Below are 14,510 nucleotides of genomic sequence, written 5' to 3'. Positions count from 1 at the left end.
GAATTACGCTTTCATTTTATAGCCAACACCGCGTAAGGTTTCGATATCTATCCCTACGATTTTTTGGCGAAGTTGTAAAATATGCGTATCAACAGTACGCGTTGTTGGGAAATGGTTGTACCCCCATACTTGATCCAATAATTCATCACGAGTAAATACTTTTCCTAAATTTGATGCGAGGAAAAGCAGAAGATCAAACTCAGTTCGAGTTAAAGTCACATTTTCACCAGAATTAACTACGTCTCTTGTTGAAGTATCAATCGATAAATTGCCTACATTTAACTGTGTTTTTACCTCGTCAGATTCCGGAGAGCGTAAATGCGCACGCAAGCGAGCCAATAATTCCGCTTCAGCAAAAGGCTTGGTTAAATAATCATTAGCGCCTGAATCAAGTCCTGTTACTTTATCGCGAATAGATACTAATGCGGTAAGCAAAATAACTGGAACATCTTTTATTTGCTTCCATTGAGGCAACCATGTAAGTGAATCCCCCTCTGGTAATTGACGATCAAGGATCACAATATCAGCTTCTGTCCATAAACTTGGTACATTCGTAGCATTTTCAGAATGCAAGCACCGATACCCTGCTTCCTCTAGGCTTACTACAAGACCATCTGCTAAGTTTTTATCATCTTCAACAAGTAGGATTGTCTGTTTCACACGGTATCTCCAATATAAATGTCGTTGGGGGACCTTGAAGCGTCATGGTTCCGCCCATTCTTTTAATCATTGACTCGACAATGGTTAGACCCAAGCCTAACCCAGCCTTACTTACAAAAGGCGTTTTTAATTCTTTCCAATTTGCTTTTGTTAACTGTCCGCCATCAATGACTTCAATTTTTAAATGTTTATTTGCTACAGTAACGTTCAAAAGCACAGGTTCAATCCCATATTTATGAGCATTACTAATTAAGTTATCAATACAATTACCCAACCAGTAAATATTTACTTTTATTGCTGAGTCTTTATTTATCTTAAATTCTACAGGCTTACTATACTCCATACAGCGATAACTTAGCCACTCTTCAACAGAAGGAATCCACTCTGTTGAAAGGCCTTTGTCATCAGACTGCAAATAATCTTTACTTGCTTCAGCCAGCTGTCTTAATCGTCTAGAATCTTCACATAATCGTCTAAATTCATCATAAAGAGATTCGGGCAGTGATTCAAATTGCCTTCTAAATCCTTCAACTGTCAATCCTAAACTGGCAATTGGTGTACGTAATTCATGCGTAAGGATCTGCAAAACCAACATACGACTTTTCATCTCTCGACGTTTGCCATTCCATTGGGAGATCCCCCAACCTATTGCAAGTGATAAATTGGCAAAAACAAGAAATAATACAATATAGGAAAGTGTTTGAGAATTACTCTCATCTTTCCAACAGACATTCCCATTTTTTACGTAACAGTTATCTCCTTGTTCAAACACGGACATATCTAAATCAAATCTATCTAAGTACTTTAGTTTTAACTCCATAGGATAAAGGTAATAACGGCTTCCTTTTCTAATCCAAAGTAACTTATCGGCAATGATCGTATCAGAGCCACCAATAATCGCTCTTATTGCTTTATCATCCATTTTTTGAAGATGATGCAATAATGTACCTTCTTGCGCTAATGGGCGCTCTTTAATATGCATATATTGTTCTAGGTCACCTAATTTCTTAGGATACCGTTCAACATAACGATAAGCATATGACCCTCCTCCAGGGTGAATCATTCCTGACCGCGCAAACCAGCTATTAGGTAATGTGATGCCTTTACATATAGCTCGGATCAACACCAAAGGTTCACCAACAAGTGGGCTTACCGGCCAAGGGCCAGTACAAGTACGAGCATTTTTATAAAGCTGTTGTAACTGCTTAAATGGGTAAGACGCCGTTTGCGGCAAGAGTGTATCAGGGGACAATAATACTGTAGGATATTCTTTTTGTATCAGGCGAATGTCATAAATCTCAACAGCCTGCTGTTTTTTAAACGCTTTTTTAAAGCTGTCAATTTTCGTAGCTAGACTCTCGGCATGTAAAGAAGAGCTAATTAACAGTAATAAAGAAAGGAGAAAGCGTTTATTTATCAACGGTGAATCCTGTGGTTAATGTAAAAAGAAAGATTAACTGAATCAGTATATTATAAATCAATCGGAATACGAACCGTTTATCTTACTTCACCATTATTTTTCCGCCAATCATCTTATATGCAGGAGTCCCCTTGATTAAAGTTTCTCGAGCGAAGACACCTTTACAATTAGGACAAATACAAGTCTCATTAGTATAGTTTTCAACAATACGCTCAATAAAGCACTTAATTAATGCGCCTTTACCGCCTTTTCTATATTTAAAAAGGATTGTTCTGCACTTATCACAATAGATTTGAACTGTTTTTGTTGGACCTTTTTTATTTGGCTTTGCCATACCTTTCAATTATCCATGGTTGCGATCAACAAAGATTTTACTTTACACTGGAGTTACAATCCAACCAAATAAGTAATTGATTGATTGTTCTTATTTGTTAATTTGCTGTATATAAAGGAGCGTCCATGCGAACTTATGCTCAACACCCCCAAGCTAAAGAAGCTCTACTCCTTCTTAATGAGCTGCAATCTTACTTTAAAGATGAATTGATAAAAGCAAGCGAGCTCTCAACTCAACCTTCTGAGTTTATTTCTGTGAAGTGGTTACGCGATCAAGGTTTACATGGCGGAGGAAAACGCTTTGAAGCGATTGAAGGAGGGATTTTCAACCGAGCTTCAATTAATGTCTCTCAAATTCATTATGAAGACGATACGACAAAGCATTACGACAGTGCGACAGCGCTTTCTACAATTATCCACCCTGCCAACCCATTACTGCCTTCAGTTCACATGCACTTTAGCTGGACAATATTAAAAGACGGTTCCAGCTACTGGCGAATTATGGCAGATCTAAACCCTTCTCATTTTAATAAAGACGATAAAGAATATTTCGATCAAACCCTAAAAGTTGCCGCTAAAGCGTATTATTCACAAGGCACTAAAGCAGGAAATCACTATTTTGATATTCCAGCATTAAAAACACGTCGCGGTGTCAGTCACTTTTATTTAGAAGGATTTAATCCTACCGAAGAAAGTGGTGAGACATTCACTCGTTACTTTGCACGCAATGTTATGGACACCTATGTTCATATTCTAAAATCCCACTTGATTAGTCAGGCAGCCCCCTCAGTAGAACAACGTCAGCAACAATTGGACTACCATACTTTATATTTTTATCAAGTGCTTACTTTAGATAAGGGAACAACCGCTGGATTATTAGTACATAACCAAAATGATGTTGGTACGCTAGGGTCTCTGCCTTCTCATATTAATCGTAACTTACTTCAAAATTGGCAAAAATGCTCTCCTGAGCCAATTAACGAATTAGTCAGTGCTCTTTTAACTGTATTACCTGATGACAAAGTTTGCCCGATAACCATTGAGGTTAAAGTAAAGTTAGCGCAAGCGATTCGTGAATTTAATCATCGAAAAATGTAAACTACATTAGCTTTATTTAACGCCATTGGTCAGTTTCAATGGCGGTAATAAACAATTAATTTATTTCTGGTTTTATCCATACGGTTTCAAAATCAAACCAGCCTAATCCATTGCATGATGCATTTTGAATACTGTTATTTGCATTTTCACTTATTCCCATCCAACCATGGAAAAGAGGTAAAATTTGATCGCTATTTACTAGGTGACGACAAATTTCATTCACAGGAAAATGGTGCTCTGGTGAAGATTGCCAATTATCAATAAGCATTGTTATTTGAATAAAATCCTCTTCAGGTGTCGCTCTTTCTATTTCATTAAAAGCAAATAACCACGATAGCAAAGCTTCTGGACATTGGGTGCCAAGACTCATTCCTCTAAGCCACATATCAATAGATTCCGTTTTTTCTTCACACAATAAATCTAATGTATCAAACGGATGCATTTTTAAAACAATGCCATCAAGTGCTAAACGTTGCTCTATTGCTTTACCTAACAATGGATATAACGGGTGCTCTTTTTCGTAACCAAGATGAACTACGCTCCCTTTCGTCGGCAAAGTAAATGGGACCTTTGGCCGATTAAGACAGTGCTGTAATCCAGGTAATAAACCATAGGCATTAAATAAACCAATCCCATTCATTTGTGAATTTTGAAGTTCATTAAGCAGCATTAATGGAGTAATGACTTGTGACAGATACGCTTGCCAATTTTTATCTTTTGCAACCCCTGTTTTACGATTGAACAATAGATAACTACACCCTTTATCTACATCGACTTTTTCGCCATAAGAAGAATAAGACTCTGGCCCTTCACTTACTTCTAACCCGAGTTTTAGCTGTATTGGTGCGACTTCAGGTAAAGTCCAAACCTCAACCGAATCAATCAATGGTCTATAACCAAAATAATGCTCATTAGCGGTTAGAATTAATTTTTTATCCGTATTCTCACTTATCTTATAAGGTCCAGTGCCAATAGGATATCGGCTGTAATCCTGTTGTGTATGAGCCGTAGTTGGGATGATTTTCGCGTTAAACTGTGCAAGTTTTGATGCAAAATGATGATCGTTTTTAGATAAAGTAAAATCAATAATATTAAGGCTTGGGCTGCTTACACTGTAAATATGAGCAAACACAAAATTCGACTTAAGCGCTAAAAACGTCTCTTTAATATCCTCGAACACCAATAACTTTCCGTCATGAAAGCTAATACTTGGCCTAATATAAAATCGCCAATGAGTAGGAGAAAGCATTTCCCAATGGTGAGCGATATCTCCCTCTATATCTCCTGCTTTATTCCATTGTGTTAATCCATTAAAGATTTGCTGAACGAGGTGCTGCTCTGAACGACGAATAGCAAGAGATGGCTTAAGTATGTGTAATTGACGATAATAAGGCAGCTTAACAACTTGCTTCCCTTTTTCATGAGAAATGCCTAGCGCATTATTAATCAAATCTAATAATGCATCTTGGTTACCATCAAGTAATTCAAGGGCTACATCTAGCTTCCCTTCTTCAATATTCTGTCTAGCTAACGATAAATACACCGTATCGGGCGTAGAAATAAACTCTAAAATAGAGCTTTTCCCTCTTCCTACTGCTGGGTTCCAAATGATCCATTTTTCATCAGACATTTTTTTAAGAACCATGCGCGTATTTCGACGAGTACAACATAACAAATTGGCAATATCATCAATTTGAACGCCTGAATCATTATTATTATAATGCGTATATAGTTTCTCAAATTGTGTACGTAAACGTGGACTACCCATAAAGCACCGTTGTGTTAGTTGATACTAGTCTTAGTTATAAGTTCAAATTCTGAGACTGTGAACTTATACTCTTGATTTTTCAATAAGTAAGTTTACACTAAATCTCGAGTATTTAGAGGAAATTCATCATGTCACCAATTGAATTACACCAATTTAACACCCAAACCCGAAGAAAATCTGATCGCTATCCAGTGGAACGAAATGGCGTATTTATTGTTAAATCAGGCCAATTTCATTACTGTGATAAATCAGGCAAACCTATTACCCTTAATGCTGGCGATTTTTTACTTTACAGCTCTGGTGACATATCAAAAGTAAAAATGATTAATGAAAATGGTCATTTTAAAGCCGAATCATTAGTCATTGATGTCAGTCTTTTTCAAAAATTTATTACTTATACCAATAACACCGCACATACGGCGTCAGACAGAGAGTCTTTCATTTTTACGCCTGAAAACACATCAGTAAATAAAATATTAGATCTGATAAAAAGCCAATTAGCAGAAGGCGCTACCGATGATTCACTTGAATTTATGGTGCTGGCTTTATTAAGTGAAATGGTGCATGAATATCCGGACTTAATTGCTTTTATACATCGTATTTCTATCCTAACCACCTCACAGCAATTGATTCAATATGTAGAAGATAATATTTCTGCCGATTTAACCATTGATGCTGTCGCACCGAAATTAGGGATGTCCGCATCAACACTCAAACGAAAACTACAATCGGATAAACTTTCTTTTGCACATTTAGTTAAAGTGAAACGCATTAACTATGCCGCAACTCAATTACGCATAACACGTAAAACCATTACTGAAATTGCCTATGAAACAGGATTTAAAACAGCTGCTCATTTTAGCACCTGCTTTAAGTCTGTTCATGGGAGGACTCCGAAAGAGTTTCGAGAATCTATACAACCTTAAGTGTCACATTGGTGTAACATTTTGACTTTATGATGCTTTTTTTTATTATGGATTTAAGTCATGTTTAAAGCACTCAGTTACACCACTTTTATCACGGGATTACTTTTTAGCTCAACCCTTTTTGCCGCCGATAACAATATGGTTATTGCAGGTTCGACCTCTGTTTCTACTTTATTAGAGCCTTTTATTGAAGAGTATAATCAAGCAACCAAACCCTCCATTGATTTACAAAGCATTGGCTCTAGTGCTGGCATAACTATGTTGGAAAATAATATAGTCAGTTTAGCGATTAGCTCTCGTCAACTTACGCCTAAAGAAAAACTGTCTCTTTCTTCAAATCTTATCGCCTATGATGCAATTGCTATTATCACCCACCCAGATAATCCAATTAATAACCTTTCTGCTGATAATATATGGAAGATCTATCATGGAGATATTACTAACTGGAAACAAGTTGGTGGTGAAGACAAAGAGATTGCTGTTATAACAAGAGAAATAGCATCAGGCTCTCGCTTTTCATTTGAAAAACACCTTAAACTAACCAAAGAAATCAACTCATTTACAGTTTCTGATATCAGCAAAAAAGCGATTGTTGTAAACGGTACAAGTATGGTTAAGAGTATTGTGGCACGTAACCCACACGCGATTGGTTATGTTTCTGCGGGATCGATTGGTGATCTAGCACAATTGCAAGTTGTTAAAATTAATGGTATTTCACCAAGCACAGAATCCATCTCTGATAAAAAATACCCATTGTCTCGTCCTTTCTTGTTTGTATATAAAAATGAAGACCTTCCTTCTGATTCACAAAAATTCATTGATTACATAAACTCAAAGCAATCAATTTCTAAAATAAAATCATTAGGTTATGTAAAAGAATAGTTGAAATAAAATAGTGAATAATTTATTGTGAAAATTAATACAGTCAGAATCACAACAAGGAAGAACCATGTTAACTGTAAATAGCTATTTTGAAGACAACGTTAAATCAATTGGCTTTGTTCAAAAGAATAATTCAATTTCTGTTGGTGTTATGTTACCGGGTAACTATACTTTTGGAACAAATGCAGCAGAGAAAATGTCTGTAATCACTGGCGCTCTTACTATAAAGCGCTCTACGGATGCTGATTGGGTTGTGTTTAGTTCTGGAGAAGATTTCTCAGTTGAAGGCAACTCTTCATTTGACGTTAAAGTTGAAGTTGAAACCGCATACTTATGTGAGTATTTATAATCACTAGAGTATACAATTTACTCCGTTATTTAATAAAAAAGCCAAGTGAATGAAAGTTCACTTGGCTTTTTATATTCTTAATGTATAAACAACGGTTTATTCGTCATCTACTACTAATTTTTTTGGCTTTTTCTTTGGCATAAACACTTGATCACCCACTGCTACGTTAGTGTGGAATGAATTATCACGTTTCTTCGCTGTTTTTGGCTTATGAGTTCCGCGTTTTGCTGTATTTTTCTTAGCATCTGCTTTCTTCACAAACGTACGTTTCTTCTTCGGTACAAGCCCTTTGAATTTGCCTTTTAGATCTTCAAATACAGAGAACGTTAATTCTTTTTGTAAGAAATTCTCTATACGCTTAAAGCTTTCCCAGTCTTTTGGTCCAACAAGAGAAATCGCTGTACCTTTCTTACCAGCACGCCCTGTACGACCAACACGGTGAACGTATTCTTCCATATGTTTTGGCATATCGAAATTGATAACGTGAGTTACGCTAGTTAAATCTAAACCACGCGAAGCAACATCTGTTGTCACTAGTATTTTATGTGCGCGACGCTCAAACTGGCTCATGATGTTATTACGAGCGGTTTGATTCATGTCACCACTTAATGCAACGGCTTTAAGGTTACGTTCGTTCAGTAAATTAGTTAAACGATCGGTATCAACACGTGTTGCTGTAAAGATCATGATTTGGAAGTATTTTTCCGTTTCAATGATTTTATCTAACAACGCTTGCTTATGATCTAAGTGATCACACAAGTAAAAGCTTTGCGTAATATCTGTATGCTCATCGGTAGATAAACCAACAGAAACAAACTTAGGGTTATCCAACATGTTGCCTGCAAACTGAGTTACCGCATCATGATCTAACGTTGCAGAGAACATTAAAGTTTGACGACGACGATGGTTTGCTGCTTGATGAATTTTCTGAAGATGATCTGCAAAACCTAAGTCAAGCATACGGTCTGCTTCATCAAGAATAAGCATTTCTAATCCATTTAAGAATAAAGATTGATGCTCTATGTGATCAGCTAAACGACCAGGAGTTGCTACGATAAATTTAGGGAATTTACGCAGTGCATTTACTTGATCATTAAAGTTTTCACCACCAGTGATCAATGCTGCATCGTACGTTAACCCGCCCAACATTGCACGTAGGTGCGTATATACTTGTTTTGCTAGTTCACGTGTTGGCGCTAAAATCACAGCTCGTGGATCATTTTTAGAAAACGACTTTGATTTTAGTGATTTATGAAGCATTGGTAATACAAACGCGAGTGTTTTACCTGACCCTGTTTTTGATGATGCAAGAATGTCTTTTCCTGCCATCGCAATAGGAACTGCTTTACGCTGAATTTCAGTTGGTTTTTTGATGTTCTGGTGAGCGAGATTTTTTAATAGGCGATTATCTAAACCTAAATCTTTAAATTGCAAAAGCTGCACTCCAATTTCGAGTATTATTGATGGATAACCAGTCATTCTGGTCTAATGAGGCGGAGTATAGCATAAGACTCCTTTAACCTTGCACATAATTCTTCATTTGGTCACTTACACTCACCCACCACTTTGCTACAATGCCTCAATAAACGATAAGATAGACAATATCTTTAATAATAAAAACCTTCGATAAATATCTTTTATATAATAAGTAATAGAGAAGTCTATGAGCATTCAAATCACTGGAACAATAGCAAAAATGCGCGCATCCCTACTTGATGGCGCAGTACAATATCGACTACCGGTAGGAGACGAAGAGGTCGAACTCAACGCACTCATTGGTCAAACACTGACATTAACGCATACGGGCAATATTTTTTGTTGCTCTTGTGGTAAAAAAACAAAGAAAAGCTACTCTCAAGGTCACTGCTTTGTCTGTATGAAAAAACTGGCAAGCTGTGATATGTGCATCATGAAACCAGAAACTTGTCATTTTGCTGAAGGGACTTGTCGTGAGCCACAATGGGGAGAAGCTAACTGTTTTGTTGAACATTATGTTTATCTATCAAACACTTCAAGTTTAAAGGTAGGTATTACTCGTCACACTCAAATCCCAACGCGCTGGATTGACCAAGGTGCAACACAAGGGTTACCTATTGCTAAAGTTAAGAACCGTTTAATTTCAGGATTAGTTGAAATTGAATTAGCAAAATTAATCGCAGATAAGACCAATTGGCGTACGCTTTTAAAAGGCAATAATGAGCCTCTAGCCTTAAAAGAAGCGGCATTAGAACTATTACCAAAAGTTGAAGAAGCCATTGCGAAAATTCAAACTGAACACGGTGCAGACTCTGTTGAACTATTAGATGAAAATATTCTTGATATCGCATTCCCTGTTAATGAATTTCCAACCAAAATTGTCAGCCATAATTTTGATAAAAATCCTGAAGTTACTGGCGTATTAAATGGCATTAAAGGTCAATATTTACTGTTTGATACGGGTGTAATTAATATTCGTAAATTCGGTTCTTATGAAGTAACTGTGACTGCGTAACTTAAAAGGGCATTCATTGTTATAAAAATGAATGCCCTTTCCTAATTGTTTATGCCTAAGGCAAGTGCTACTTAGAAAAATCTTTAATAAAAATCACTCTTTCTCTGTCAAAGATTCAATCTTATCTTCAGGTAAAGGACCTTCTTTAAAAACAACAAATGCACGACGGTTTTCAGCATTAGCCTTTAAAGAGTGCTCTTCAACGATAGGTGCGTTTTCACCAAATGATTTTACTTCCCATACAAACTGCGTTGGGTCTACTCTTGTTTTTAAGTATTCTTGTACCGCAATGGAACGTTCTCTGGCTAGCTTTTCGTTATAACTTACAGAGCCTTGATAATCCGTATGGCCTGCAATTAAAATTCGTCCAGTTAACCCTTCTAATTTCAACGCTAATTTGTCTAACTCAACCTTATCTTTCTCTTTCAATATTGATTTATCAAAATCAAAATGAGATGCCATAGTCACATACACTTTACGTTTAGGCTCTGGTGGCAAACAAGCAGGGTTCATCTCTTTTTCGACGGTTTGCTCAAACACTAAAAAAGCACGACGGTTAGCGGCGTTTGCTTCTAAAGTTTTCCCCTCTACAACTGGCTTTTTCTCACCGTAGTATTTTATTTCCCATTCATAATTGTCAGCATTAAGATTTTGCAGTAAGTACGCTTTTATTGACTCAGCTCGTCTAAGTGACAACTGCTCATTGTATTTTACTGATCCTTGATAATCCGTATGACCAACAATAGCAACTCGTCCTTTTAGCTTTTCAATATCACGAACAAACTGATTCAATGATGGAAAATCAGCTTCCATTATTTCTGATTGATCAAATTCAAAATGCTCCGCAACTCCAATCTGAATTTCTCGCTGAGGGACTAAACACTCTGCGATTAAAAACTTTTGAACTCGTTCATCGTATTTATCAATATTCTCTTGGCTAACATAGGTGTCTGTACTGCACCCAAATAAAGAAAGAATACTTAACCCAATCAGTAATTGTTTTTTTCTATTCATTTCAACTTCCTTTAAATTTTACCAATGAGGTTGATAAATACCCCCTTAGCATCGTAATCATCATCATTCGTTAAGTTGTCATCAAAACGAGAGAAGTTATAACCAATCCCCATTTTAAAGTTATCTGTTAGGTGTTTATTAAATGAAATTAATGCGCCATCTTCCAGTTCGTCATATTGTGTATCAACTTTCCAATGATATTGCCCAGTGACATCCCAATTTTTCATAATACGATAAGAGGCGCTAAGACCCGTTAAATAGATTTGGCTGTTGACATCAACAGTAGCACCAGAAGCTCGATCAAAACGTTCGTATTTATCTTTATAAGCGTATTTTGCACCAAAGTCCCAATGCGCATCCCACGAATAAATTGCTTCTGTCTCGATGATATGACTTTCTTCATCAGAATATTCTACATTTCGATTTAAATTATCAAAATCAACTAAGTAGGTATAGCGAGCTAACAGGTTAAGTTTATCGTTATAAATAGGACGGTAGGCTAAGCCGATGCTTGATTCAATAAATCGCGCTAACATTTCATTGTTTGTTTCATTCTCAGAGCGAGAATAATTAAACTTACCAAATACAGTGTATTCTTCCGTTAAATGATGAGTGTAGCTGTTGGTTGTTACCCATTGCTCTATTTTTTCATTGGTTTCTTCAGTTTCATCTACGCGGTATTCAATCTTATTCTTCAATAAGACATCATCGAGATCGAAGCTAACATTAAAGCTCACTGCCTTACGATAGACAATGCCAGTAATACTATTGTTCGGATCATTATTATATTCAATTTCACCTTGCTGGTAAGCAATACCGATATCAATATCATCGGTAAATTCATTATCAAAGCCAAACGAGTCAATGCGGCCTTTGCCATTATTCTCATTAACAAATTGGTTTTCTTGATAGAAATCGATAGTTTGTGTTAACGCAGCTCTCTGGCCTAAAATAACGTTATTCTGATCTTGATAATTATCATCAACATAGGTGACATAAGTCGAGTAATCTTGAGTTACATCATAATTTACCGTTGCTTCTGCAGCATCACCTCGACTGCCCGTTGTATACGTGCCGCCTAATGTTAAATCATCTAGTACACGAGTTTCTGCACCTACAGTTATACTGTCATTATCATCATAAGAATCTGTCGCATCTACCGTTGTTTGGCCTTTAATATAGACACTATTTTCACTATCCCAGAGGTACTCTGCTTTTGCTCCTGCTAATGAGCCGGTTCCTGATTCTTTTTGCTGATTCAGCTCTTTAATATGTTTACCAGCAACTGACAGTTTTATATGTTCAGTAACCAAAAATTGCGCTTCTGCTTCAACTTGCTCAGTGTCTGTTTCTAAGGTCCCGTCTAACTCTTTCTCTTCCATCGATGTAAAACGTGTAGAAACTTGAACACGATCACTTACTTGTAAGCGAACTTCAGTACCGTAAGACTCTTGCTCTAAATCGTCGCTTTGGCTTGCATAAGAGTAGCCAGCATCTTTAGATTTGTACCACGCTTTAACGTCATTACCTACTGCACCAAATAAATCAGGTGCTAAGTCATATAAACTTGCAACACCAAGCACTTGAATGTTATTCCCTTCACGATCATCCGTATTACCTGATGAAATTGGTGTGAAAGTCAAACCGCCATCAAAAGAGACAAAGTTACTGTCTGCTTGTGTTCCTGTCGTATGACCAAATTCTGTTTTTAAATAAGTACCTTCAGTTGCTCGAAGCGTGAGGTCTGTTGAATACAATTCGTAATCTTGGCTGTCTTTCTCTTCCGTTATATAAGTAGCACCAATACCAATATAATCGTTCGCCCAACCTTTAACTCGGCCACCATAAGCCATTGCATCTTGAGCATCTTTTCCGCGAGGAACATACTCATAATCAACAGAAAGGTAATTCTCATAACCACCACGTGGAGAATCATCAATGACCGAACCAAAACTATCTGAAACAATATCCGATAAAGGACGCGTTAAAATAATTCGGCCTTGGTACTCATCAATTTCATAATCTCGACCAGGTTGTAATGGAAGTTCTTTCTCGACAATACCACTGTCTTTATTCATGACTTTTATCATGACTTTGTCACTACCAGGAAGTACTTCACCATGCTGTAGGAAATACAGTGAACCGCCAGTACCTAAAAATTCGTCATGTGAATACAAAGAATCTGCTTGTGATGCAAAACCGACAATGTTTAAGCGATCTTCACCATATATGGTTGTTTCCCTTGTTCGATAATCCCCTCTAAAACCATAAAGGCTTCGGTTATAATCACCATTATCTGTTCCGGTAATTCCCGTATTAAAGTTACCCCATAGGTATTGAGACTTATCATACTGGACATCTAAATAGACCTTACCTTTGGTATTAACTACTTTTTGTATGTTCGCACCATCACCATAATTACCATACATCATCTCATCATCACCATCGACGATATCAAAGACAGTAGAACTATCATCAGCAGCAAATGGATTTTTAAACATGTCTTTTACGGCGCTTTCTTTGGTATCAACATGGGCTACAACGCGCAGTTTATCTCCAAATTTACCCTGTCCAAAGTACGCCAGACGTCCTTGGTTATAAATGTCTTTAGCATACTGGTCATTAACCTCCAAGGCTCCTGAACTGCCACCAACTCGATTTGCTCCGACATAAAAATCAGCTAAACCGGCTTGAGCATAGTAGGTGTCAGGAATTCGTGCGTACAATGAAAAACGACGCTCTTCACCAGAGTCAAATACGACCGTCGTAGGAAATCGATAAGCATCAGTTGGTAAGAATATTTCGGCGTAAAGTTTTCCTTCTGTAACATCAAACTCATCTTCACCAATAATAACTTTATCAACACCATCGAGCCCTGTACCAATAAATTTAGCCAACCCTGACGAAGTCGGTATATTGTGACGCATGAGTGTCGATTTACCAAAATGACGACCATTTTCTTCATCATTTGCATTCTTATCTATCGACAAATCTTTATCTGGACGAACTAAATCAACCACACCAATAGTGGTAACATCCATATTGCCATCTTTATCCCACACTTTAAGTCTAAACAATAATTGCTCGCCAAGCTTAAATTGATAGTCGACGTCCGTAGTTCCATCCCATTCAATGTCGGTGCTATTGGCTAAAGTATCGCCTTTTTTTATCACTAAAGGCTCTGACAAATGGCGATCAGCGCCTCGATATACTTCTAGCTGCCACGTTTTTATGTAATAACTGTAGTTTGTGTTAACTGAAAAATTCACTGAATTAACTAAACTGCCATCCGAAACTTCAACTTCATCGCTGACGCTTAAATCTAATACTGGATTAAATTTAGTGATATCACGGCTTGCCCAAATAGCCCCTTCCTCTAAATAGATGCGAGAGCTGTCTGATTGTTCATGGGCGCCAACTGAAATACCCATGCTGTCTGAGTCCAACTGCTGTAAATTGTCGGTATTTTTTGCGAGAGCCATTATTGGCAATGCGGATAATACGCATACCGTTAGTTGACTCTTTTTAAATACGTTCATATATCTCCTAATAACTTCTATTCTTATTTT

Annotated in this window: 12 protein-coding genes; 5 read left to right on the top strand and 7 right to left on the bottom strand. The window is 37.1% G+C overall.

The features are described 5' to 3' along the window. Positions 1–3 precede the first annotated feature (3 nt). The 3 genes from PVK71_RS16270 to PVK71_RS16260 all read right to left on the bottom strand — a co-directional run bounded on the left by PVK71_RS16270 (position 4) and on the right by PVK71_RS16260 (position 2,414). Positions 4–660 (bottom strand): response regulator transcription factor, encoded by a 657-nt coding sequence (locus PVK71_RS16270; protein WP_274420017.1) that lies wholly within the window; start codon positions 658–660, stop codon positions 4–6. Beyond that, on the bottom strand, positions 635–2,080 hold the full coding sequence (gene vxrA / locus PVK71_RS16265) for a sensor histidine kinase VxrA (RefSeq protein WP_274420016.1): 1,446 nt from the start codon (positions 2,078–2,080) through the stop codon (positions 635–637). Before vxrA ends, PVK71_RS16270 begins: the two co-directional genes overlap by 26 nt. Positions 2,081–2,162: 82 nt before the next feature. Then, positions 2,163–2,414, bottom strand: coding sequence for a hypothetical protein (locus tag PVK71_RS16260; RefSeq protein ID WP_274420015.1), 252 nt, complete (start codon positions 2,412–2,414; stop codon positions 2,163–2,165). Between the two features lie 125 nt (positions 2,415–2,539). Between PVK71_RS16260 and PVK71_RS16255 the strand changes: the two genes are divergently transcribed. Beyond that, the gene (locus PVK71_RS16255) at positions 2,540–3,511 is read left to right on the top strand and encodes a coproporphyrinogen III oxidase (protein WP_274420014.1); all 972 of its coding nucleotides are present in this window, start codon (positions 2,540–2,542) and stop codon (positions 3,509–3,511) included. Between the two features lie 55 nt (positions 3,512–3,566). Here the strand turns inward: PVK71_RS16255 and PVK71_RS16250 are convergent, their stop codons facing one another. Continuing rightward, entirely contained in the window at positions 3,567–5,279 is a 1,713-nt protein-coding gene (locus tag PVK71_RS16250) for an SgrR family transcriptional regulator (RefSeq protein ID WP_274420013.1), read from the bottom strand. Positions 5,280–5,407: 128 nt separating this feature from the next. Here PVK71_RS16250 and PVK71_RS16245 point away from each other — a divergent pair, with 128 nt between their 5' ends. The 3 genes from PVK71_RS16245 (at position 5,408) to ppnP (ending at position 7,436) form a co-directional block, all read left to right on the top strand. Continuing rightward, the gene (locus tag PVK71_RS16245; protein ID WP_274420012.1) at positions 5,408–6,205 is read left to right on the top strand and encodes a helix-turn-helix domain-containing protein; all 798 of its coding nucleotides are present in this window, start codon (positions 5,408–5,410) and stop codon (positions 6,203–6,205) included. A 60-nt stretch (positions 6,206–6,265) separates the two neighbouring features. Then, positions 6,266–7,087 carry a phosphate ABC transporter substrate-binding protein gene (locus PVK71_RS16240; RefSeq protein ID WP_130048105.1) on the top strand — a complete coding sequence of 274 codons (822 nt, stop codon included), beginning with the start codon at positions 6,266–6,268 and terminating at the stop codon, positions 7,085–7,087. A gap of 67 nt (positions 7,088–7,154) precedes the next feature. After that, positions 7,155–7,436, top strand: a complete 282-nt coding sequence (gene ppnP, locus PVK71_RS16235; RefSeq protein ID WP_274420010.1) for a pyrimidine/purine nucleoside phosphorylase — start codon at positions 7,155–7,157, stop codon at positions 7,434–7,436. A gap of 96 nt (positions 7,437–7,532) precedes the next feature. On the opposite strand, the gene PVK71_RS16230 is transcribed toward ppnP, so the two are convergent. After that, a complete protein-coding gene (locus PVK71_RS16230) occupies positions 7,533–8,915 on the bottom strand; it encodes a DEAD/DEAH box helicase (protein WP_130045872.1) in 1,383 nt (460 codons plus the stop codon). A gap of 184 nt (positions 8,916–9,099) precedes the next feature. Here PVK71_RS16230 and PVK71_RS16225 point away from each other — a divergent pair, with 184 nt between their 5' ends. Beyond that, on the top strand, positions 9,100–9,927 hold the full coding sequence (locus PVK71_RS16225) for a DUF2797 domain-containing protein (protein WP_274420008.1): 828 nt from the start codon (positions 9,100–9,102) through the stop codon (positions 9,925–9,927). A 93-nt stretch (positions 9,928–10,020) separates the two neighbouring features. On the opposite strand, the gene PVK71_RS16220 is transcribed toward PVK71_RS16225, so the two are convergent. Continuing rightward, entirely contained in the window at positions 10,021–10,941 is a 921-nt protein-coding gene (locus PVK71_RS16220) for an OmpA family protein (RefSeq protein ID WP_274420006.1), read from the bottom strand. A gap of 11 nt (positions 10,942–10,952) precedes the next feature. Then, positions 10,953–14,480: a hypothetical protein gene (locus PVK71_RS16215; RefSeq protein WP_274420005.1), complete on the bottom strand. Its 3,528-nt coding sequence runs from the start codon at positions 14,478–14,480 to the stop codon at positions 10,953–10,955. Positions 14,481–14,510: the final 30 nt, after the last annotated feature.

Origin of the sequence: Aliivibrio sp. S4MY1 (assembly GCF_028765545.1) — a bacterium.
Classification (GTDB): Bacteria; Pseudomonadota; Gammaproteobacteria; order Enterobacterales; family Vibrionaceae; genus Aliivibrio.
Note: the sequence above shows the minus strand (reverse complement) of the source record. Positions and strands in the feature narration are given on the sequence as shown.

Bases quoted from the DNA above. Each gene is read 5' to 3' on its own strand.
- PVK71_RS16260 (WP_274420015.1), bottom strand. From the start codon at position 2,414: ATGGCAAAGCCAAATAAAAAAGGTCCAACAAAAACAGTTCAAATCTAT.
- PVK71_RS16255 (WP_274420014.1), top strand. From the start codon at position 2,540: ATGCGAACTTATGCTCAACACCCCCAAGCTAAAGAAGCTCTACTCCTT.
- PVK71_RS16250 (WP_274420013.1), bottom strand. From the start codon at position 5,279: ATGGGTAGTCCACGTTTACGTACACAATTTGAGAAACTATATACGCAT.
- PVK71_RS16245 (WP_274420012.1), top strand. From the start codon at position 5,408: ATGTCACCAATTGAATTACACCAATTTAACACCCAAACCCGAAGAAAA.
- PVK71_RS16240 (WP_130048105.1), top strand. From the start codon at position 6,266: ATGTTTAAAGCACTCAGTTACACCACTTTTATCACGGGATTACTTTTT.
- ppnP (WP_274420010.1), top strand. From the start codon at position 7,155: ATGTTAACTGTAAATAGCTATTTTGAAGACAACGTTAAATCAATTGGC.
- PVK71_RS16230 (WP_130045872.1), bottom strand. From the start codon at position 8,915: ATGACTGGTTATCCATCAATAATACTCGAAATTGGAGTGCAGCTTTTG.
- PVK71_RS16225 (WP_274420008.1), top strand. From the start codon at position 9,100: ATGAGCATTCAAATCACTGGAACAATAGCAAAAATGCGCGCATCCCTA.
- PVK71_RS16220 (WP_274420006.1), bottom strand. From the start codon at position 10,941: ATGAATAGAAAAAAACAATTACTGATTGGGTTAAGTATTCTTTCTTTA.
- PVK71_RS16215 (WP_274420005.1), bottom strand. From the start codon at position 14,480: ATGAACGTATTTAAAAAGAGTCAACTAACGGTATGCGTATTATCCGCA.